This is a genomic window from Bacillus sp. J14TS2 (assembly GCF_018333015.1).
GTDB lineage: Bacteria > Bacillota > Bacilli > Bacillales > Bacillaceae_C > Lederbergia.
In genome coordinates this window covers 24,397-45,817 of the sequence record NZ_BORE01000014.1, presented here as the reverse complement: position 1 = coordinate 45,817, position 21,421 = coordinate 24,397, and the positions used below count along the sequence as shown (strand labels likewise).

At 38.1% G+C, this 21,421-nt stretch carries 20 protein-coding genes; 19 read left to right on the top strand and 1 reads right to left on the bottom strand.

Translation table 11 applies throughout. The annotated features are described in order from the left end of the window. The first annotated feature begins 65 nt into the window (after positions 1–65). The 10 genes from KI375_RS19515 to KI375_RS19470 all read left to right on the top strand — a co-directional run bounded on the left by KI375_RS19515 (position 66) and on the right by KI375_RS19470 (position 12,505). A complete protein-coding gene (locus KI375_RS19515) occupies positions 66–1,523 on the top strand; it encodes a spore germination protein (protein WP_212975208.1) in 1,458 nt (485 codons plus the stop codon). A gap of 93 nt (positions 1,524–1,616) precedes the next feature. Then, a complete protein-coding gene (lysA, locus tag KI375_RS19510; protein WP_212975117.1) occupies positions 1,617–2,936 on the top strand; it encodes a diaminopimelate decarboxylase in 1,320 nt (439 codons plus the stop codon). 154 nt (positions 2,937–3,090) lie between these two features. Next, a complete protein-coding gene (locus KI375_RS19505; protein WP_212975116.1) occupies positions 3,091–3,309 on the top strand; it encodes a hypothetical protein in 219 nt (72 codons plus the stop codon). An 81-nt stretch (positions 3,310–3,390) separates the two neighbouring features. Then, on the top strand, positions 3,391–3,759 hold the full coding sequence (locus KI375_RS19500; protein WP_207452824.1) for a GNAT family N-acetyltransferase: 369 nt from the start codon (positions 3,391–3,393) through the stop codon (positions 3,757–3,759). A gap of 56 nt (positions 3,760–3,815) precedes the next feature. Then, complete coding sequence (locus tag KI375_RS19495; protein WP_212975115.1) at positions 3,816–4,667, top strand: AraC family transcriptional regulator; 852 nt, start codon at positions 3,816–3,818, stop codon at positions 4,665–4,667. A gap of 140 nt (positions 4,668–4,807) precedes the next feature. Further along, positions 4,808–6,616: a rhamnogalacturonan lyase gene (locus KI375_RS19490; protein ID WP_244852851.1), complete on the top strand. Its 1,809-nt coding sequence runs from the start codon at positions 4,808–4,810 to the stop codon at positions 6,614–6,616. Positions 6,617–6,633: 17 nt separating this feature from the next. Further along, positions 6,634–7,518: a sugar phosphate isomerase/epimerase family protein gene (locus KI375_RS19485; RefSeq protein WP_212975114.1), complete on the top strand. Its 885-nt coding sequence runs from the start codon at positions 6,634–6,636 to the stop codon at positions 7,516–7,518. Continuing rightward, positions 7,502–8,638 (top strand): DUF6807 domain-containing protein, encoded by a 1,137-nt coding sequence (locus tag KI375_RS19480; protein WP_212975113.1) that lies wholly within the window; start codon positions 7,502–7,504, stop codon positions 8,636–8,638. Before KI375_RS19485 ends, KI375_RS19480 begins: the two co-directional genes overlap by 17 nt. Beyond that, a complete protein-coding gene (locus KI375_RS19475) occupies positions 8,631–11,018 on the top strand; it encodes a glycosyl hydrolase family 95 catalytic domain-containing protein (protein ID WP_212975112.1) in 2,388 nt (795 codons plus the stop codon). Before KI375_RS19480 ends, KI375_RS19475 begins: the two co-directional genes overlap by 8 nt. A gap of 140 nt (positions 11,019–11,158) precedes the next feature. Further along, positions 11,159–12,505, top strand: coding sequence for an ABC transporter substrate-binding protein (locus KI375_RS19470; RefSeq protein ID WP_212975111.1), 1,347 nt, complete (start codon positions 11,159–11,161; stop codon positions 12,503–12,505). Between the two features lie 74 nt (positions 12,506–12,579). Here the strand turns inward: KI375_RS19470 and KI375_RS19465 are convergent, their stop codons facing one another. After that, positions 12,580–13,083 (bottom strand): DUF309 domain-containing protein, encoded by a 504-nt coding sequence (locus KI375_RS19465; protein WP_212975110.1) that lies wholly within the window; start codon positions 13,081–13,083, stop codon positions 12,580–12,582. 166 nt (positions 13,084–13,249) lie between these two features. On the opposite strand from KI375_RS19465, the gene KI375_RS19460 reads away from it, so the two are divergent. The 9 genes from KI375_RS19460 to ccsB all read left to right on the top strand — a co-directional run bounded on the left by KI375_RS19460 (position 13,250) and on the right by ccsB (position 21,362). After that, a complete protein-coding gene (locus KI375_RS19460; RefSeq protein ID WP_212975109.1) occupies positions 13,250–14,008 on the top strand; it encodes a segregation/condensation protein A in 759 nt (252 codons plus the stop codon). Continuing rightward, positions 13,995–14,588: an SMC-Scp complex subunit ScpB gene (scpB, locus tag KI375_RS19455; protein WP_212975108.1), complete on the top strand. Its 594-nt coding sequence runs from the start codon at positions 13,995–13,997 to the stop codon at positions 14,586–14,588. The genes KI375_RS19460 and scpB overlap by 14 nt, the downstream gene beginning before the upstream one ends. Positions 14,589–14,792: 204 nt before the next feature. Continuing rightward, complete coding sequence (locus KI375_RS19450; RefSeq protein ID WP_212975107.1) at positions 14,793–15,917, top strand: D-alanyl-D-alanine carboxypeptidase family protein; 1,125 nt, start codon at positions 14,793–14,795, stop codon at positions 15,915–15,917. Further along, entirely contained in the window at positions 15,910–16,506 is a 597-nt protein-coding gene (locus KI375_RS19445) for a nucleoside recognition domain-containing protein (protein WP_212975106.1), read from the top strand. The genes KI375_RS19450 and KI375_RS19445 overlap by 8 nt, the downstream gene beginning before the upstream one ends. Before the next feature lie 3 nt (positions 16,507–16,509). Then, positions 16,510–17,043, top strand: a complete 534-nt coding sequence (locus KI375_RS19440) for a spore maturation protein (RefSeq protein ID WP_212975105.1) — start codon at positions 16,510–16,512, stop codon at positions 17,041–17,043. A 106-nt stretch (positions 17,044–17,149) separates the two neighbouring features. Further along, positions 17,150–17,887, top strand: coding sequence for a pseudouridine synthase (locus KI375_RS19435; protein ID WP_212975104.1), 738 nt, complete (start codon positions 17,150–17,152; stop codon positions 17,885–17,887). A gap of 87 nt (positions 17,888–17,974) precedes the next feature. Further along, positions 17,975–18,508, top strand: a complete 534-nt coding sequence (resA, locus tag KI375_RS19430) for a thiol-disulfide oxidoreductase ResA (RefSeq protein ID WP_212975103.1) — start codon at positions 17,975–17,977, stop codon at positions 18,506–18,508. A gap of 15 nt (positions 18,509–18,523) precedes the next feature. Further along, a complete protein-coding gene (gene resB / locus KI375_RS19425; RefSeq protein WP_212975102.1) occupies positions 18,524–20,179 on the top strand; it encodes a cytochrome c biogenesis protein ResB in 1,656 nt (551 codons plus the stop codon). Beyond that, positions 20,172–21,362: a c-type cytochrome biogenesis protein CcsB gene (ccsB, locus tag KI375_RS19420; protein WP_212975101.1), complete on the top strand. Its 1,191-nt coding sequence runs from the start codon at positions 20,172–20,174 to the stop codon at positions 21,360–21,362. The genes resB and ccsB overlap by 8 nt, the downstream gene beginning before the upstream one ends. Positions 21,363–21,421 lie beyond the last annotated feature (59 nt).

Sequence of the window (21,421 nt, the reverse complement as noted above, 5' to 3'; positions counted from 1 at the left end):
AGAACAGAGGTAGAAAAATGGAAAGGAGGCTCTAAAGATTGAGTAAGGACTCTCAAGGAAAATCAATGAAGATTGATAAAAATCCGGATGTCGTTGAAAAGTATTTTGAGGATCGGGTTGGCCTAGGCACCAGTTTTGATCTTGATATAAGAAAATTAGTGATCTTAAGGAAAAAAGTACATTTGTATACTGTGAATGGACTTTGCGATTCCTATGTCATTACCGAAATCGTAAAGGAACTTCAAAAGCTCAATGATACCGAAAAGACGACATCAAAGCTATTTGAGTTAATTGAAAACAGAATAAGCAGCTCATCCGTTGAGCCTGCAAAAACAATGGATGAGATGGTTGACCAGGTATTATCAGGCCTTATGGCTGTGGTAGTAGAAGGAGCAGACACAGTCCTCATTGTTGATGTTCGTAATTATCCTGGGAGACAGCCAGAAGAGCCTGACACAGAAAAAGTCGTTCGGGGTTCGAGGGATGGCTTTGTTGAAAACATTATCATTAATACTGCCTTAACAAGAAGAAGAATTCGTGATGAACGATTAAGATTCGAAATTATGCAAATAGGGGAACGTTCAAAAACAGATGTAGCAATCGGCTACATAAAAGGCGTAGCCAACCCTAGAATGGTTCATATAATCCGCCAGGAATTAAAATCGATTGATATTGATGGAGTTGCAATGGCTGATAAAACCATTGAAGAGTATTTAATGAAGCAAGGATATAATCCATATCCGCTTGTTCGCTATACAGAAAGGGCGGACGTTGGTGCCATTCATCTATTGGAGGGGCATGTATTAATATATATTGATACATCACCAAGTATTATGATTACCCCGACAACTTATTTCCACCATGTTCAACATGCTGAAGAATATCGGCAATCACCTTCAGTTGGTACCTTCGTGCGTTGGACACGGTTTCTCGGGATATGGGCATCTATTTTCCTTTTGCCATTATGGTATTTATTTGTAATGGATCCTACTTTCTTGCCGGATCAACTTGCATTTATAGGACCAAATGAACAATCGCATATTCCTTTGATTTTTCAGCTTCTTATTGCTGATCTTGGTGTGGAATTCTTGCGAATTGCTGCCATTCATACACCAACTCCTCTTTCTACAGCAATGGGCTTGATTGCGGCTGTATTAATTGGTGAAATCGCTGTTGATGTAGGTCTCTTTCAATCAGAAGTCATTCTGTATATTTCTATTGTAGCCGTTGGAACCTTTTCTACTCCAAGCTATGAGCTAAGTGTGGCGAATAAAATGGTTCGCATGTTCTTATTGCTGTGTGTGGCTGTCTTTAAAGGACCAGGACTCATTATTGCCTGTACCTTCTATATCCTCTTTTTAGCGCAAAGTAGACCTTTAGGTGCACCATATCTATGGCCATTAATACCGTTCAATCCGAAAGCTCTCATTAGTATTTTAGTGAGAAGACCTGTACCTGGTGCAGTGCTTCGTCCAAGTATCGTACGGCCAAGAGATCGATTTCGTCAACCGACTAAAGATTGATTGTCATTGCATAAATTTTTAGATTATGATAAAGTAATTCTACTTATCAGAAGAAGACAATCTTTGTTTATACAACCGTTGAGGTGGGGAAAAATGCATTTATATGGAACAGCTAATATTAATCAAATGGGGCATTTAGAAATTGGAGGGGTAGATACTGTAGCGCTTACTGAAAAATACGGTACTCCCCTGTATGTATATGATGTTGCCCTTATTAGAAAAAGAGCAAGGGCATTTAAAAAGACATTTGAGCGTATGGGTATTGAAGCACAAGTAGCGTATGCAAGTAAAGCTTTTTCTACAATAGCGATGATTCAGCTTGCTGAAGAAGAAGGTTTATCGCTGGATGTTGTTTCAGGTGGAGAATTGTTTACGGCGATCAAAGCGGAATTTCCGAGCGAAAGAATCCACTTTCATGGGAATAATAAGAGTGAGGCCGAATTAAACATGGCTTTAGATTACCATGTTGGTTGCATCGTGGTCGATAATTTTCACGAATTGTATTTACTTGCACAGCTTTGTGAACATCGGGAACAGAATATGAAGATTTTATTACGTGTAACTCCAGGTATTGAAGCACATACTCATGATTATATTTTGACAGGCCAAGAGGATTCTAAGTTTGGATTTGACTTGCAAAATGGGCAGGCTGAAGAGGCGCTTACTTATGCTATACAGAATCAGCATTTAGATGTACTTGGTCTGCATTGTCATATTGGATCACAAATTTTTGAAACGACAGGCTTTAAATTAGCGGCAAAAAAAATTCTCGAAAAATTAGCTGAATGGAATGCCACACTTCATTTCAAAGCTTCCGTATTAAATTTAGGCGGGGGCTTTGGTATTCGCTATACAGATGAAGATGCTCCATTATCTCCTGAGTCTTATGTTGCGGAAATGATTGATGAAGTAAGGACTGAAACAGCTCGACTTGGGTTAGCTTTGCCAGAAATTTGGATTGAACCGGGCCGTTCAATGGTAGGCGACGCTGGTACCACTTTATATTTGGTTGGCTCTCAAAAAGATGTACCGAATATTCGAAAATATTTAGCCGTGGATGGCGGCATGACAGATAATCTAAGACCTGCTCTTTATGATGCTAAATATGAAGCTGTTTTGGCCAATCGAGCCAATGATGAAGCGACTGAGACTGTTGCGATTGCTGGGAAATGTTGCGAATCTGGAGATATGCTCATTTGGGACCTACCCTTACCAGTAGCATCTCCCAATGATATTCTTGCTGTCTTTTGTACAGGTGCTTATGGATATTCCATGTCCAACAACTATAATCGCATCCCGAGACCACCGGTCGTATTTGTAGAAAATGGAACAAGTCAACTAGTCGTAAAGAGAGAATCGTACGAAGATTTATTGCGATTAGATTTGGCCTATGCTGAAAAAACACAAGTGTAACCCGCAGATTTGCGGGTTACACTTCTTGGGGAAAAAGACAGAAGTTCTTCTGTCCTGTAATCAAGCAATTGCATATTTAGTGATAAAGTGAAACTTTTTTTGCTATTTTTCGTCTAAATAGGTATAAATGTTTTGAATTTGGGGAATAAAGTGTTTGCTGCCTAATTTTTATGGCTCAAGATTAGAAACATTTGCTAAAACGAAGCATAGCCAGTACAATAAATCATGTGTTTATAAAGATAGAGAATTAAGGGGTGTGCATTCTTTGCGCAAAAAGAATATCACTTTATTTATGTTGATCTTAATTGCGGCTATCGTATGGGGAATCTTATATTGGGTGTTTATTGCACCGAATGTACGTATTACCAAATGATATGTGAACAAACTTTCCCGATGAAGTTAGAACGCTTTATGTAGTTTGCCAGCAGCAAATAAGAAAAATGAGGGATCTGTTATGTTAATTCGATACAAGAAAGCCTATGAAAAGATTGCGATGGGCCTTCTTTCCTTTATGCCGAATGAGAAAGATCTGAAAAAGCTCCAAAATACAATGAAAACCTATGAAACAGCAGACAATTGGCACTTATTTTTATGGAAGGATGAGGATATTACCGGGCTTCTAGGTGTAATCCAGATGGATGATGTAGTGGAAATTCAGCATATCTCCGTTAATCCTTCCCACCGAGACGAAGGCATTGGCAAAAATATGGTAAAGTCATTAAAGCAAATTTATCAGGATAAGAAAATCATACCTACTGATTATACGGCTAGTTTCTTTGAAAAATGTGAAAATATGGATGAAGAAAGCTCGGATATGTCTTAATCCGAGCTTTTAAAAACTATAAAGAATGATTAAGTATTTTTATAAGGAGGGTTAAAGTGGATATTAATTTCTCCTATCAAAAACCTGGCGACCCGTTACATATTAGTCATCGGAAGCGAGATACAAAAGATGCTATGCCAGAGTATCACACCCATGTGGATCATTATGAAATATATTATCTCATACATGGAAAACGAAAATATTTTATTAACGATAAAACTTATTATGTAAACTTAGGAAATCTAGTATTTATTAATAAAGGCGTCCTTCACAGAACTTTCCATGTTGATGACTATGAGCATGAAAGACTATTAATTAATTTTACCGATCAATTATTTGGAAGTGAAAAAGCCACGTATTCCTCTCTTTTACAATCTGTTTTTAATCAAACTTTAATTATTCAGCTTAATCGACAAGAGCAACAAGAGATTGAATATATTTTATTTAAAATGATCCAGGAAATGCAAAAAGGAGAAGATGGTTTTGAGCTATTTTTGAAAACGTTGTTAATACAACTACTAATCTCGTCTGTTCGCTATTTAAATAGAAATACAGCCAAGACACAAGAATTTACTGGAAGTGTTTATCATAAGATGACGGACATTATCCATTATATTAATAAACATTACCACACTCCAGACCTCACCCTTGACTCCGTAGCAAATGAGTTTTTTATCAGTTCATATTATTTAAGTAGAATTTTTAAAAAAGCAACAGGCTTTACTTATAGTGAGTATTTAAACCATGTGCGAATTCAAGAAGCACAAAATTTATTGCGAAATTCACAACTGAAAGTTATTGATATTGCAGGAAAAGTCGGCTTTAATAGTTTAACTCATTTTGGGAGAGTTTTTAAAAATCATACACTCTATACCCCTTCCTATTACCGTAAAATTCATAATAATTAGTATTTAGAGTTTTTGGTCTAGCACATCTAGAGCAAAATATGTTGAGATTTTTATAACATGGCAAAAAATGTTTAGCGAAGGGCGTTGATTGCTTTTATGCTAATAGGAGAACATCGATGTTTAGGATGTAGGTGAATTTTATGAGTAAAAAAGTAGCTCGACAAATGGAATTTCTTAATCGTGGCTTAATTGCGGTGAAGGTCGAACAAGGTGTTTTTATTAGCTGGAGAATGTTAGGAACAGATGATGAATCAACATTTTTTGATCTGTATCGTGATGATGTAAAGGTGAACAAAAAACCAATCACAAAAAGCACTAATTATTTTGATACAGAGGGAAAAGTTGACTCAACTTATTTTGTGAAAGCGAATTCAGTAAAAAATGAACAGCTGAACGAGATATCAGAAATTGTTGATGTGTGGAAAGATAGTTATTTAACAGTCCCGCTTCAGAAACCAGCAGATGGAATAAGTCCTGACGGTACACCCTATACTTATAGTGCGAATGACGTGAGTGTAGGAGACCTGGATGGAGATGAAGAGTATGAAATCATATTGAAATGGGACCCAAGCAATTCAAAAGACAACGCACATAAAGGGTATACAGGGGAAGTGTTTTTGGATGCGTATAAGTTAGATGGGACCTTTATGTGGAGAATAAGTCTGGGAAAGAACATTCGAGCGGGAGCACACTATACACAATTTTTAGTTTATGATTTGGACGGTGATGGTAAGGCAGAAGTTGTATTAAAAACGGCAGATGGTACAAAGGATGGAGCGGGTGCAGTCATTGGTGACCCACATGCAGACTACCGTAATGAGACTGGTAGAATCTTAACAGGTCCAGAGTATCTAACCATATTTAAGGGAGAGACAGGAACGGAGCTTGTGACAACATCGTTTGAACCCGCGCGTGGTCATGTATCAGATTGGGGAGATCATTATGGAAATCGTGTCGATCGTTTTCTTGCTGCGGTTGCTTATTTAGATGGAGAAAGACCGAGCTTTATTATGGCTCGAGGATACTATGAAAAAACGATGTTAACAGCCTATGACTGGCGTCAGGGAAAATTAACAAAGCTATGGACCTTTGATAGTGACCAAGATGAAAATGAGGGATATACCGGGCAAGGAAATCATAGCCTAAGCGTGGCTGATGTAAATGGTGACGGTAAAGATGAAATTATCTATGGGGCTATGGTTGTTAATCATGATGGAACAGGGTTGTATACGACTAGTTTGGGGCATGGAGATGCGTTACATGTAGGAAATTTAAATCCAAGTGAAGGTTTAGATGTATTTCAAGTACATGAAGATGAAAACGCTTCTTATGGCATGTCCTATCGGAAAGCAGACTCCTCAAAGATTATATGGGGGATACATTCAGGAGAGGATACTGGGCGAGGAATGGCAGCTGATATCGATCCGCGATATGAAGGGGCAGAAGTATGGGCATCTGGGATGGGATTGTATGCAAATGATGGGAGAAAAATCAGTGAAAGCGCACCAGCTTCTATAAATTTCGGGATTTGGTGGGACGGTGATTTGTTGCGGGAATTACTTGACCATCATTGGGACCCCGAAAAAGGCTATGGAGTGGGAAAAATTGATAAATGGGATTTTGAAAATGAAAAGTTAGTCAATCTCCTTACTGCGAAGGGAACGAGCTCTAATAATGGGACAAAAGGCAATCCATGTTTACAGGCAGATTTATTTGGAGATTGGCGAGAAGAAGTCATTTGGCGGACTAAGGATAGCAGTGCTTTAAGAATTTATACAACAACAGATAGGACGAAATATCGAATTCACACATTAATGCATGATCCTGTTTATCGCTTAGGAGTAGCGTGGCAAAACATCGCTTATAATCAGCCGCCACATCCTAGCTTCTATTTGGGAGAAGGGATGCAGCGGCCAATAAAACCCAATATTTTCATAGTGAAAATCTAGAAAGGGAGAATGTGTAGATGAATACTAAGTTTGGATGCTGTCTTATCATTGGTTCATTTGTTCCGCAAACCGAAGGGAAAGATATGGAGACAGATAAAGTGAAGCAACTACAAGCTGGTCTTCAATTACTAGAGGAAAATGGCTATGATTTTGCCGAGTTGACCGTCCAATTTCTCACACAACTATCAGAGGAGGAGTTTCAACAGGCAAAAAAAATCATTCAGCAATCCTCTCTAAATATTCCTGTCTGTAATAGTTTCATCCCGCCGCAATTAAAGGTTGTGGGTCCAACTGTTTCCATCATTGAGTTAGATGATTATCTGGATTTGGCGATGAGGCGAGTACGGGAGATTGGCGGAGAACAAATTATATTTGGAAGTGGTGGGGCAAGAACTATCCCCGTTGGCTTTTCTAAAAAGCAAGGATATGAACAAATCAAACAGTTCTTATGTCGGTGTGAATCATATGCTGTGAAGTATGGGATTACTATTGCGATTGAACCGTTAAATAAACTAGAAAGTAATATTATTAATACTGTAGAAGAGGCAATATCATTAGCAGAAGAAGTGAATTTACCACATATCAAAGTGCTGGCGGATAGTTATCATATGGATTTAGAAAATGAATCTTTTACGATTTTAAAGCGAGCAATAAAGGATGAATGGCTTTCCCATGTTCATATTTCCGATCGAGAAAGACGATTTCCAGGAGAAGTAGAAGGCAAAGAGGCGATGAATTTTTCTAAGCTTTTCTTGATTTTACAGGAAGCAAATTATAGGGGCCTAATATCCTCGGAATGTAATGCAGCTTCTCTTGTAGATGAAAATGCTTTATCTCTACAGTTTGTAAAAAGGACTTGGTCAACAGTTGAGGGAGGTATCGCGAATGTCAAACCAGATTAAATTAAAGGTAGCAGCTGGAAATCATAACAGGAAATTTTGTCCAGTTTCTTTTCCATTATTAAAAATATCATTGCTGTTATCTGAAATAAATCTGTCCAAAGTTCGCCTGTATGATGAGATTGGTAAGATGGTACCCGTGCAATGTGAAGAGACAGAAGCTTCCATTGTACTACATTGGTTAATAGAAGAATTGGATGCACAGGAAACGATAATTTATACAGTTGATTTAAATGACAGTAAACAAAAAGATGAATTAGGGAAAGTAGAAATAGTAGAAAAAGAAAACCAGTTTGATATTTTGATAGATCGTGAGCTCGCAACCTCTTATGTAATTGATCCTACGCTAGCAAAACCCTATCTTGGACCGATTAATGGACCGAGTGGTCAAAGTTATACACGTCTTGATTTTGAAACGACTGAGCATCCACATCATCGTTCAATTTGGCTCGGAATTGGAGATGTAAACGGTGTAGATGCTTGGAATGAACGACCAGACTATGGTAAACAGAAACTGGATCATATTCGAGAAAAAACAGCGGGAACAGTCTTTGCTAGAATCTCATCCGAAGCAGAGTGGACAAACTTTAAGGGGCGATCCCTTATGCGCGATCAACGAACATTCACTGTCTATAATACGCCAGCTCATGCTCGTATCATTGATATATCATTCACACTCAGTGCAGATTATGGAAGAGTGGAACTTGGAGCCACAAAAGAAGCTGGACCGCTGGGGATCCGTGTTGCTGAAACGATGAGTGTTGATCATGGTGGAACGATTGTTAATGCTTATGGATCCATAGGGGAAGAAGAGTGTTGGGGGAAAAGCGCCCCATGGTGTGATTATTATGGGAAAGTAGGTGAAGACCTCCTCGGAATTGCTGCATTCGAAGACCCAAAAACAAGTGAATTTCCTACGTACTGGCATATTCGTAATTATGGGCTAATCGCTCCAAATAATTTCTATTTTCGTGGGGGTCAACTATTAAATAAAGGGGAGTCACTTACTTATAACTATCGAATTTATTTTCATAAAGGGAATACACAGGAAGCTTTAGTTGCTGATCGCTATCATGATTTTATTCACCCGCCAAAAGTGGAAGTGATAGAAGCTGATGAATGAAAGCAAGAATAATCAATATAAGCTAAAACTAAGCTACCCTGCTTCTTGGTGGGGAAATATGTGGAGAGAGGCCTTGCCTTCCGGAAATGGCAAAATGGGTGCAGCTGTTTATGGAGGAATTAAAAATGAGACGATATTGATCAACCATGAGGAATTATGGCATTTAGGAAAAAAAGACGAAGTTCCTGATGTCAGCCATACTCTTGCGGAAACGAGAAGATTAATATCCCAAAAAGACTACAAGGCTGCTAGTTGGAATTTAACGAATGCGTTAAAAGAAAAAGGATACAAAACGCGTTTAGCTTCTAGGTTACCGCTTGGGGCATTAAAGGTAACCATGCCCTGTGAATATGCCTTTAAAAATTATAGCAGAGTACTCAATATGGAGACTGGTGAAGTATCGGTAAAATGGGAGGATGGTCAGAAAAGATACGAAAGAAAATTATTTGTCTCCAGAGCAGACGATCTAATTGCTTATGAGATTACATCTAATCATGCCTCTATTCAAGCCGAGGTGCATTTAGCGCTTCAAAAGAGTGAAGGGAGGAAGCTTATCGACCGAGTTCCTTTACTTGTTGAGAGCGTTGAAGGAAAACCGAAAGCACCATATTATTACTATGCAGCCAAAAATGAGGACGGTACTGATTTTGGGGGTGTTTTTCGCGTCATTCCAGTTAATGGACAAATGAAGGAAAAGAAAGAGTCTATTCAACTTACGAATGCGGAAAAGATTTTAATCTTGGTGAAGGTATTTGTGAAAGGTGAACGTAAGAAAGAATGGCAACGATTGACAAACGAGTTAGCTGATATCAAACATAATTATGAGGAACTTCTTAATCGCCATACAGAAATTCATTGTCCTTTATTCCAGTCAGCGGAAATTGAATTAACGGATGGTGATGACCCGCGTTCGAATGAAGAGCTTCTTCTTGAGGCCTATAGTGGTGAAGCACCCACTTCTTTAATTGAAAAAATGTGGGCATATGGAAGATATCTGTTTATTTCTGGAACTAGAGCGGAAGGCCAGCCCCTTGGCCTCTATGGTTTATGGTTTGGTGATTATCGGTTAATGTGGGGCCATAATATGGCCAATGAAAATATCCAAATGATGTACTGGCATGCCAATGTTGGAGGATTCATAGAGTTGGTACCTGCTTTGTTCAATTATTATCATCAAATGATGGATGATTTTAGAAAAAATGCTCGTCAATTATATGGCTGTAGTGGCATCTTTATCCCAGCTGGCACGACCCCCGGTATTGGAGTTCCAAATCAAGTGGTGCCTGTCATCATGAATTGGACCGGTGCAGCGGGTTGGCTAGCAAAGCATTTCTATGACTATTTTTTATTTAGCAATGATCACAACTTTTTAAAAGAAAAGGCCTTGCCCTTTATGCGTGAAGCGGCACTGTTTTACGAGGATTTTCTAGTGCTTGGTGATGATGGATTTTATAAGATATACCCATCCGTTTCACCAGAAAACACACCAGAAAATCATATGCCGAAAAATGGTCAACCATTGGCACATCCAATGCCGACAACGATTAATGCAACGGTTGATTTTGCGATCATAAAAGAATTATTAGCTCATTTGGTCGAAGGAAGTAGAATAGCTGGAGAAGAAGAAAGCAACAGGATTGCTCAATGGGAAGATATGTTAGCGAAAATCCCGGATTACCAAATAAATGAGGATGGAGCAATCCGTGAATGGATGCATCCTGATTTTGATGATCGCTATGATCATCGCCATTTGTCTCATATCTACCCAATTTTTCCTGGTCAAGAATTTACAAGGGAGGATAATCCGTCCCTATTTAAGGCCTTTGAAGCAGCTGTTAGGAAACGATTAATTGGTGCACAAACAGGATGGTCACTTGCTCATATGTCCTCTATATATGCTCGAATTGGCGCTGGAGATCAAGCACTTGAATGCTTAAATATTATCGCACAATCCTGTCTAATGAATAATTTCTTCACTCTCCATAATGATTGGCGAGATATGGGTATTTGTATGAATTCACAAACAGCACCGGTTCAATTAGACGCAAATTCAGGATGGATTAATGCGGTTCAAGAAATGCTTATATATGTTTCTCCATCGTTAGTAAAGATATTACCTGCTCTTCCAACGAAGTGGAAGCAAGGTAAAGTGAGAGATTTTTGTTTTACAACTGGGAAAATATCATTCTCTTGGGACATAGAGGAAAAGGTATTTTCTGGCAAGATAGTAGCGCAAAGGGACACAAATATAAGGATAATACTACCTGAATTTTGTGAGTATGATTTCCGACAATTTCATACAAATACAAGAGTGATAGATGCTAACTGTTTGGAGATTAAGATAAATAGAGACGAGGTTTTGACAATACAGTCAAAATAATTTTAAAGGCCCCTGAGCTCCGAAACAGAAGAGCAATTTTTATTGAATGCTTTATTTTGCGCAAATAATGTGGAGCAAGGTGAAGCTCCTTTTTTTATACTGTTTGTAAGCGCTTAACAAAATGGAGGGGTGGTCAATTTATGAGAAAAAATGGCTTTATTTTACTGTCAATATTATTTTCTCTATTTTTAGTTGTGGGTTGTTCATCTTCAAAAAATAATAATAAGTCATCAACTTCAGCCCAAACAACTGGCAATGATGAAAGTCAAGAAAAAGAAGCCGAATTAGAGCCAGTCACTTTACTCATGATGACACATTGGAATGATGAACAATTCGCGACATATTTTAAAGAACCGATCGAGGCTAAATTCGATCACATTACAATGGAACATGTGCAATCACGTTGGGATGAAATTGAGGAAAATGTGTTTGCTAAACAGCTTTACCCTGATTTAATTATGACTAGTGTAAGCGCAGAATATCTAGAAATGGATTTATTACTTGATCTTACTCCGTACATTGAGGAAACTGGCTTTGATTTAGAACGACTTGAGCCAAGTATTTTAGACTATTTAAAAGAACAATCGAATGAGGGAGAGCTAAATGGACTCCCACTTATCCGACCAGAATATGCACTTGTTTATAACCCTGATATATTCGATTTATTTGGGGTTGACTATCCAACAGATGATATGACTTGGGATGAAGTCATTGAACTTGCCCGTAAAGTAACAGGGGAGATGGGAGGGATCCAATACCGTGGTCTTCACCCAGGTAATTTTGACTTTATGATGCGTCAGACCGAAACGGCAAAACTTGTGGATCCTGATACTCATGAACCAATCATTGATAAAAATGAAGCATTCAAAATTTATTTGCAACGACTAGAAGAGATCTATGCTATTCCAGGTAATTCTTTTGATACGGTGGAAGAGATGATAGATGAAAGAGGCGTTGACTTGATGAGACGAGGGCAACTTGCGATGGCGGCAGATCGAGCATTTGCAGGGACATATGTAGGTGCAGCCGTCGACAGCGGGTTGAATTTTGATTTTGTTACGTATCCACGTTGGGGAGGAGAGTTTGGCGATTACGGACCGAATGAGCCTGGCAATGGAATTGTGGCTACCACAACCTCTGAACATCCAAGGGAGGCCTTTCGAGTAATCGAGTACTTATTAAGTGATGAATATCAAATGGTCAAGTCAGAAAATGGAGATTTACCATCAGTAGTGACACCAGAAGTACGTGATGCATTTATGAAAGGCAATGAACATTATGATGATATATTAGAGGATAAGAACTTAGAAGCCATTACAGATGTAGAACCAGCCCCTCTACCAAGAATGTCTCAGTATGAAAGTGAAATTATGGAGGGAGTCGACTATCGAGAGGGTATCTTTGAGGGAAGAGATATTAATACAATTATTCGGGAAATGCAAGATAAAGCAGAAGGAAACATGAAAAGTGTATTATCTAAGAATTGAACTTTCTTCGAGAGGGTGGTGAGCCTCCTATATTCATTGTGAGGTCTCACCAAAGCCTTTTCTTTACTGTTTATTTAGACAGAATTTATGTTTTTCTTTCCAATATTATTGGGCAATCTTCTCCAATTATGTTTCCTTAAAATTTGAACGGGTGTGTTTATATCCGGATTTCCCCAGCTCGATCCCTGTTTTCGACATTGGAAATGGCATAAGATATGTAGTTTTTTATCTTTAATGGGGAAATTAATAGCTTTGTATGGGCATTGTCTGATCATGTTTTGCTCGCTCTCGTTTAATATTTTGATGAACTCTGTATAGTGAATGCCTAGCCGCTCGATTTCTGTTTGTTTGCCTTTTAATAAACGGATGGCTTTATTCATTAATTTAACAGCCCCCTTGCTATTGCCATACCGATAATGGTAATAACTAACAGCAACTTGGATAAGGCCCACCCAAATTGAATTTCGCTCCATTCCATGATCCTTCCAATAATCCTCTAGAACTTCATGACATTCAAAATAATCCCGATCTACATGAAAATGGTATAGATATTTGATATAGGATAAAGGGTATTCCAAAACGACCGTCTCCTTTCTTTCATGTCATGCGCTTTTGTATAGATCTTTAACACTGCTCTTAAACTATAGTTTAACATTGAGAGAAAAATGAAAGTAGAGAATCTTGTTTTTTCTCCTGCCACTGTTATATGATAAGAAAGAAAATCAATAAAAATTTGGTGATAGAATGGAGTATCAAGTAAAATTAGAGAAGTTTGAGGGGCCGCTTGACCTTCTTTTACATTTAATTAATCGGTTGGAAATAGACATTTATGATATTCCTATGGCTGAAATTACTGAACAATACTTGACATATGTACATGCAATGCAAGAGTTGAAATTAGATGACGCAAGTGAGTATTTAGTGATGGCGGCAACAATGCTTTCGATTAAGAGTAATATGCTCTTACCTAATCATGATCAACCTGAAGAAGATTATATATACGAAGATGAAGATCCGCGTGATGAACTTGTGGAGCAGCTAATCGAATATAAAAAGTTTAAAGAGGCGTCGATTACTTTAAAAAACAAAGAAGCTGATCGAAGTCTAATGTATACAAAGCCCCCTTCGGACCTATCGGATTATACGAAAGAAATGGGTACAGAACCGATCTTGGGAGATGTAACGCTATCAGACATGCTTGGTGCGTATCATAAATTGATACGTAGAAAGAAATTACAAAAGCCAATGCAAACAAAAATTAGTTATCAGGAAATATCGATTGAGGATAGAATGACGGAAGTTTTGCAACAATTATCATCGCAAGTGAATCGCATTAGTTTTTACCAGTTCTTTCCATATGAAAATAAGGAACATATGGTGATTACTTTCTTAGCCATGTTGGAATTAATGAAGCGTGATGACATTATTGTGGAACAAACAAATATGTTCGGTGATATTTTTCTATCCTTGCGAAAGGAGCTTGTCGCTATTGGAGGAAGATAAACAGTTAGGAATCTTAGAGAGCTTGTTGTTTGCCGCAGGGGACGAAGGCTTGTCTATCAAACAGATTGGTGAAGCTATGGGAATACCGGAAGAAAAAGCTCTCCAATTATTGGACATTCTTAAGAGTAAGTATGAGGAGGATGCTACAAGAGGAGTAACAATCGTCGCCTTTGCAGAATCATACCAACTAGTAACAAAAAAAGAGTTCTCTGATTACCTTAAAAAACTTGTTGAAAGTCCGAGTGCGTCTTCTCTTTCTCAAGCAGGTCTTGAAACATTGGCTATTATTGCCTATAAACAACCTATTACAAGAGTTGAAATCGAAGGGATTCGAGGCGTAAAAACAGAACGACCTATTCAAACTCTTATTTCCAAGGGATTGATAATGGAAGTGGGAAGAGCTGAAGGAACAGGAAGAGCCAAATTATACGGAACAACGAGTGAGTTTCTAGATTATTTTGGGCTGAAAGATCTGCAAGAATTACCTCTACTTGAGGAAATGTCGCATGATAGCCCAGCTGAGGAAGATGAAGCGGATTTATTCTTTTCATCTTTTAAAGAACAAATGGAGGAAGACTAAAAAACTGTTGATAAATCAGCAGTTTTTTTTATTTTTATCATATCAAAAAACAAAGGGCATAAACTTGTACAAATAGATCCAGCATGTAAGCAAAAGGGATTCCGAAAAAGAATGAGGTACATTGTAAAAACAGTGAATGACCACATATTATGGATGATGTTGAAATGTTGAAAATAGTTAGATCAAGTATTGGGGAGCGAGTGAATGAAAGCTAGAAAACATTTATTGGTAGCGATTGTATTCGTCTTGAGTGTGCAGTTATGGATACTTCCGAAAAAGGCTGGAGCTGTTTCGGTAAGTGCTTCTGCAGCGGTTTTAATCGAGCAGGAAACAGGGAGAGTTTTATTTGAGCATAATGCTAATGAAACCCATCGTATTGCCTCTATTACAAAGGTAATGACAGCAATTTTGGCGATAGAATCGGGAAAAATGGATGAAACCACAACTGTCAGCAAAAGAGCTGTGTATACTGAAGGTTCCTCTGTTTATTTACAACAAGGGGAAAAGATTAAGTTAGAGGATTTGGTTTATGGATTAATGCTTCGTTCAGGAAACGATGCGGCAACAGCTATTGCAGAACAAGTTGGAGGGAGTGTGGAGGGATTTGTTTTTTTAATGAATCAAAAAGCCGCAGAGATCGGCATGACCCATACAATGTTTGCGAATCCACATGGTTTAGATGATCATGAAGAACATTACTCAACGGCCTATGATATGGCCTTGCTAACCCGTTATGCGATGATGAATCCTACATTCGAAGAAATTTCAGGGACTAAATCATATACACTAAAAAGAGAAAATGGTGCACATAAATGGAAAAATAAAAATCGACTGTTAACAGAAAAATATGAGTATTGTACAGGTGGAAAAACGGGTTTTACGAAAAGGGCAGGAAGAACATTAATTTCAACAGCAACGAAAGACAATAAGGATTTAATTGCTGTTACATTAGATGCTCCAGATGATTGGACAGATCACATTTCTATGTATGAGCATGGATTTAAAACATATTCGCCAAAAACGATTTTACCGAAAGGCTCACTTTCCTTAAACATAGCGGGAATGGAAGGAAAGAAATTCCTTCTTCAGGATTCAATCGTTTACCCTTTATCTGAGGAAGAGGTAGATGAGGTGCGGTTGGAATATAAGCTGTTACCAGAGAATCAATTAAAAGCATTAGAGAATGGAAAGGCTGGAGTAGCGATTATGTACTTGCAAGATCAGCCTGTAAAAGAAGAAATTATTTATTTAGAGGAAAATCATAAGCAAGAAAATTGGTGGGATCATTTTAAAAATTTAATGTTTAGCAGAGCAGATGCACATGATTAATTATATATGGATTGCGATGACATTAATTGGATTGGTTTATGCTGCGATCAACGGAACGATGAAGGAAGTCAATGAAGCGATTTTTCAATCAGCAAATGAAGCAGTTACCATCTGTATTGGATTAATTAGTGTTCTCGTATTTTGGCTAGGCATGATGAGAATCGCACAAGAGAGTGGATTGTTAGATAAGCTATCAGCTTTATTTAAACCAATTGTCTTAAAGCTTTTCCCTGAAATTCCGCCAGATCATCCTGCAGCTGCTTATATATTATCGAATATTATTGCAAATATGCTAGGGTTAGGGAATGCCGCTACACCGTTGGGCATTAAAGCAATGGAACAATTAAAGGAATTGAATGGAGGAAAAGAGACTGCTAGTCGATCTATGATTACCTTTCTCGCCTTAAATACATCTGGGTTAACACTTATTCCGACTACGGTTATTGCAATCCGGATGAACTATGAATCTGCAAATCCAACAGAAATTGTTGGGCCGACCTTAATGGCAACGATTTGTGCAACGGCTGTAGCGATTATTGTAGATCGCTACTTTTATAGACGTCGAATAAGAAAGGGCGTGAAAAAGTAAACGATGCAAATCATCTCTGTCATCTCCTTATGGATTATCCCAATTATGATTGCCATCATCTTGGTTCATAGCCTTTGGAAGAAAAAGCCAGCTTATGAAAATTTCGTAGAGGGTGGCAAAGAAGGGATCAAAATCGCGATTTCCATCATTCCTTTTCTAATTGGCATGTTGGTGGCAATTACTATTTTTCGAGCATCAGGAGCTCTGGAATTTTTTATTCAATTGATCCGCCCCGTCCTAGACTTTATAGGAGTTCCAGCAGAAATCATTCCTTTAGCCTTAATTCGCCCAATATCTGGAAATGCTGCATTAGGATTAATGACAGATATGATTTCTGCTCATGGACCTGATTCATTGCTAGGAAGGATGGCTTCTATTTTACAAGGTAGTACAGACACGACATTTTATGTGTTAACGGTCTATTTTGGTGCTGTAGGAATAAAAAAAATGGGGGATGCTTTGAAGGTGGGTTTACTTGCTGATTTAGCAGGTATTTCAGCAGCAATTCTGATTACAACAATCATGTTCAGTTCATAAACTGGACATGATTGTTGTTTTTTTTGAGTGTAACCAGTCCTCTTTCTTTGATTTTTAAGGTATATGTGTAATAATTCTAACAGAAAAACCATGAGGTGAAGAAAAAATGGAACGATTACAAAAAGTAATAGCGCATGCTGGCATTGCTTCAAGAAGAAAGGCAGAAGAACTTATTATAACTGGACGAGTAAAGGTAAATGGAAAAACAATGACAGAGCTAGGCACGAAAGTTCTTCCTACTGATAAAATTGAAGTGGATGAAGTTCCAGTTGTGCAAGAAGAAAAAAGATACATGCTTTTTTATAAACCACGCGGAGTGATTTCAGCGGTTTCCGATGATAAAGGAAGAAAAGTCGTGACGGATTTCTTTCAAAATATAGAAGAAAGAATTTATCCTGTTGGTCGACTTGATTACGATACCTCTGGATTGTTAATCCTAACGAATGATGGAGAATTTTCTAATTTGCTTGCGCACCCTCGTTATAGAATAAAAAAGGTGTATATTGCGAAGGTGAAAGGAATCCCATCGAAGGAAGCCTTAAAAAAGCTAGAGAGAGGAATCCATTTAGAGGATGGAAAAACGGCTCCTGCAAAAGTGAAAGTTACTTCCTTCGATAAGCGAAAGGGAACAGCGATTATCGAAGTTACTTTGCAGGAAGGAAGAAATCGGCAGGTGCGAAGAATGATGGAAGCCATTGGCCATCCTGTTATGAAATTAAAAAGAGAGCAATATGGTTTCTTGGATTTGCACGGACTAAATGCAGGTGAATCAAGAGAACTAACCTTGCATGAGGTAAAACTTTTACGTACATTAGCCCAAACGGGAAAGATAGGCCACAGCTAGAGGAAGTTTCACATAAACTTCAAAACCATAATGTACACAAAGGTGTATAATGATTGTAGTGTGGATGGGCTAGGAGGGAGTATAAAGATGTCAGGGAAAAAGAGAAGACGTCTCATAATGCGGACAGTTATATTAGTGATTTTGTTTGGTGCTGTAGCATTTACCCTTTATGCAAGTTTGACAAAAGATAAAACGACCATTGCGATAGGGGAAAAGGCCCCGGATTTCGTTCTTACAGACTTGGAAGGGAATAAGCATCAGTTGTCTGAATATAAGGGAAAGGGAGTTTTTATTAATTTTTGGGGGACTTGGTGTAAACCCTGTAAAGTAGAAATGCCCGATATTAATACGCAATATAATGAGTATAAGGATCAAGATGTTGAAGTTCTGGCTGTGAACATGGGCGAACCGACTTTATTAATCAATAACTTTTTAGAAAAGTATGATTTTACTTTTCCGATTTTAGAGGACAAAAATAAGGATGTGGCAGGTCTTTATAATATTTATAAATTGCCGGCGACCATTATAGTCGATGCAGATGGTGTGATTGTCGATATTGTAGAAGGTCAACTACCCGAAGGAAGAATTAAAGCCATGATGGAGCATATTAAGCCGGAATAAGGGAGTTTTAAAGGTATGAAAGAAGTAAAATGTGAATGTGGGCATATTAACCCGATCGGAACGATTCTTTGTGAATCTTGTGGACGGGCATTGACCGACCAAGCCAAAAAAGAAAAGCTACATGACATGCGTTATGAGGGGAGTGCACGTAGATCCCAAACCTACAACCAAAAAATCATTGATAAAATATGGAATTTCTTTTCTTCGGTTAAAGTCGGCGTTTGGTTAATCGTGATTACATTAGTAATGTCATCTTTTGGCACGATTTTCCCCCAAGTTATGTACATACCGCAGAATGCGGACCCATCCACATACTATACGGAAAAGTATGGCTTCTTTGGAACCATGTATTATGTATTTGGTTTGTATGATTTGTATAGCTCGTGGTGGTACTTACTATTAATTGCTTCGATCGGCGTTTCGCTCGTTATTTGTAGTCTTGATCGTTTTATCCCTTTATATCGGGCTTTAAAGAATCAGCGAGTTAGCCGTCATGAAGGTTTTTTAAAGCGACAAAGGCTTTATAATCGCGTTCAAGAAACAGATGAAACCAAGCGTGATTTTGAATTGATCAAACAAAGAATGAAGGAAAAGAGATATAAAGTACGAGAAGAAAACGGTCAAATTTTGGCTGAAAAAGGACGGTTCTCTCGTTGGGGTCCTTATGTTAATCATATTGGTTTAATTATTTTTTTACTTGGTGCAATGTTGCGTTTTGTACCCGGAATGTATGTGGATGAATCAATTTGGTTGCGGGAAGGAGAAAAAAAGATTATTCCAGGCACACATAAGCAATATGTGTTAGAAAATAAAAAGTTCACTCTGGAAACATATGAAAAAGGAACGGACAAGGAAGTTTTCGATAATGCCATTGATCGAGTAGGAGGGGTTGCGAAGAACTTTCAATCAGATGTCATCCTGTACGAAAGGGATCCTGATCAACCAGTAGGTTCTGAGGATGAACTAACAGAGAGAGAGCATAAGCAAATTCGTGTGAATGAACCTTTGAAATTCGATCATTATGCTGTATATCAAACAGATTATAAATTAAATGAATTAAAGGCTATGACGTTTGAACTTGTAAATAAAGAAACAGATGAACCTAAGGGAGAAATCACCATTGATTTATTTGAGCCTGAAAAAGAATACGATCTTGGAGATGGATATAAGGTCGAATTGTTAGGATATTACCCTGATTTTTCTGGGATTGACGAGTCAGGAGAACCACAGACTGATTCTGCGGTTCCAGACAACCCTGCCTTTATTTTTAATATGGTTTCACCCGATCATCCTAAAGGAGAAAACAGTTTTGTGGAGATTATGCGCACAACTGAGTTGTTAGGTGAAACAGATTATAAGATGGCGTTTAAAGAAGTGACCACCCGAAATGCAACGATCTTAACTGTAAGGAAGGATTTAACCTTATGGATTCTAGCGATAGGTGGAACAATTTTTATGATTGGCGTTATCCAAGGAGCATATTGGAATCATCGACGTATTTGGTTACAAAATAAGAATGGAAACATTCTAATAGCTGGACACACAAACAAAAACTGGTTTGGTTTAAAGCGTGAAGTAGCGACCATTATAGAAGGTAGCTCCGTGCCAGAGCCTCTTGATCAACGTGAGGAAAAAACTAAAGAGAAAGAAAGTGAGAATGCACATGTCTAATTTAGTACAAATAAGCGGTTATCTACTAAATATTGCCTTTGTAATGTACTTAGTGGCCGTCTTTTTCTTCGGAGGGGCCATACGGGATAAGAGAGCACGAGCAAAACAAAAGGGAACGAATATGTGGTCGAAGATTGGGATCACTATTACGATCATCGGTTTTATCGCTCAGCTAGGCTATTTTACAACTCGCTGGATTGCTGGGGGACATATCCCAATTAGTAACTTATTTGAATTCACTACATTTTTTGGCATGATGTTAGTAGGGGCTTTTATATTAATTTATTTTATTTATCGTTTGAATGTTTTAGGTTTCTTTGCACTACCGATCGCCATGCTCATCATTGCTTATGCAAGTATGTTTCCATCGGATATTGCACCACTTATTCCTGCGTTGCAAAGTGAATGGTTAATTATCCATGTCTCAACAGCGGCGATTGGACAAGCGATTTTATCAATTAGTTTTATTGCCGGACTTATTTATCTTTTAAAGGTAGTAGATACAACCAAAAGAAGTCTTAAAGCTTTTTCTCTGGAATTTATTATGTACACATTAATTGTCGCGCTTGGTTTTATTATTATTACAACATCCTTCTCAATGGCTCATTATCAAACAGATTTCAGTTGGGTCAATCGGGAAGGGCAAACATTGGAAGCAAATTATCAGCTGCCTGCTATTGTCGGCCCGCATGAGGCAGAAAAAATTGGCGGGACAGGTATGGAGCCACTTGTGAAAATGCCTGCGCTTATTAATGCCCAAAAGCTTAACACAGTTATTTGGAGTATACTAATTGGCTCAATATTATATCTATTACTACGTTTGATTTTCAGAAAAAGTATTAGTGCAATATTTCAGCCATTAACGAAAAAAGCGAATTTAGATTTAGTAGATGAGATTGGTTATCGGTCAGTGCTCATTGGTTTTCCAGTATTTAGTCTTGGGGGACTTGTTTTTGCAATGATTTGGGCACAGATTGCGTGGACACGTTTTTGGGGATGGGATCCGAAAGAGGTATTTGCGCTTATTACCTTCTTATTTTACGCAGTTTTCTTGCATTTACGATTATCTGTAGGCTGGCATGGGGAGAAATCGGCTTGGCTTGCCGTAGTTGGGTTTGCCATCATTTTATTTAATCTGATCTTTGTGAACCTCATTCTTGCTGGATTGCATTCCTATGCGTAAAATGGAAAATGAGAGATAAAGGGTAGATCAACATACTAGAGGTATAGAAATAGTGAAAA

Coding starts and splice junctions, on each gene's coding strand:
- KI375_RS19515 (WP_212975208.1), top strand. CDS start 66: ATGAAGATTGATAAAAATCCGGATGTCGTTGAAAAGTATTTTGAGGAT.
- lysA (WP_212975117.1), top strand. CDS start 1,617: ATGCATTTATATGGAACAGCTAATATTAATCAAATGGGGCATTTAGAA.
- KI375_RS19500 (WP_207452824.1), top strand. CDS start 3,391: ATGTTAATTCGATACAAGAAAGCCTATGAAAAGATTGCGATGGGCCTT.
- KI375_RS19490 (WP_244852851.1), top strand. CDS start 4,808: ATGAGTAAAAAAGTAGCTCGACAAATGGAATTTCTTAATCGTGGCTTA.
- KI375_RS19485 (WP_212975114.1), top strand. CDS start 6,634: ATGAATACTAAGTTTGGATGCTGTCTTATCATTGGTTCATTTGTTCCG.
- KI375_RS19480 (WP_212975113.1), top strand. CDS start 7,502: ATGTCAAACCAGATTAAATTAAAGGTAGCAGCTGGAAATCATAACAGG.
- KI375_RS19475 (WP_212975112.1), top strand. CDS start 8,631: ATGAATGAAAGCAAGAATAATCAATATAAGCTAAAACTAAGCTACCCT.
- KI375_RS19470 (WP_212975111.1), top strand. CDS start 11,159: ATGAGAAAAAATGGCTTTATTTTACTGTCAATATTATTTTCTCTATTT.
- KI375_RS19460 (WP_212975109.1), top strand. CDS start 13,250: ATGGAGTATCAAGTAAAATTAGAGAAGTTTGAGGGGCCGCTTGACCTT.
- KI375_RS19450 (WP_212975107.1), top strand. CDS start 14,793: ATGAAAGCTAGAAAACATTTATTGGTAGCGATTGTATTCGTCTTGAGT.
- KI375_RS19445 (WP_212975106.1), top strand. CDS start 15,910: ATGATTAATTATATATGGATTGCGATGACATTAATTGGATTGGTTTAT.
- KI375_RS19440 (WP_212975105.1), top strand. CDS start 16,510: ATGCAAATCATCTCTGTCATCTCCTTATGGATTATCCCAATTATGATT.
- KI375_RS19435 (WP_212975104.1), top strand. CDS start 17,150: ATGGAACGATTACAAAAAGTAATAGCGCATGCTGGCATTGCTTCAAGA.
- resA (WP_212975103.1), top strand. CDS start 17,975: ATGTCAGGGAAAAAGAGAAGACGTCTCATAATGCGGACAGTTATATTA.
- resB (WP_212975102.1), top strand. CDS start 18,524: ATGAAAGAAGTAAAATGTGAATGTGGGCATATTAACCCGATCGGAACG.
- ccsB (WP_212975101.1), top strand. CDS start 20,172: ATGTCTAATTTAGTACAAATAAGCGGTTATCTACTAAATATTGCCTTT.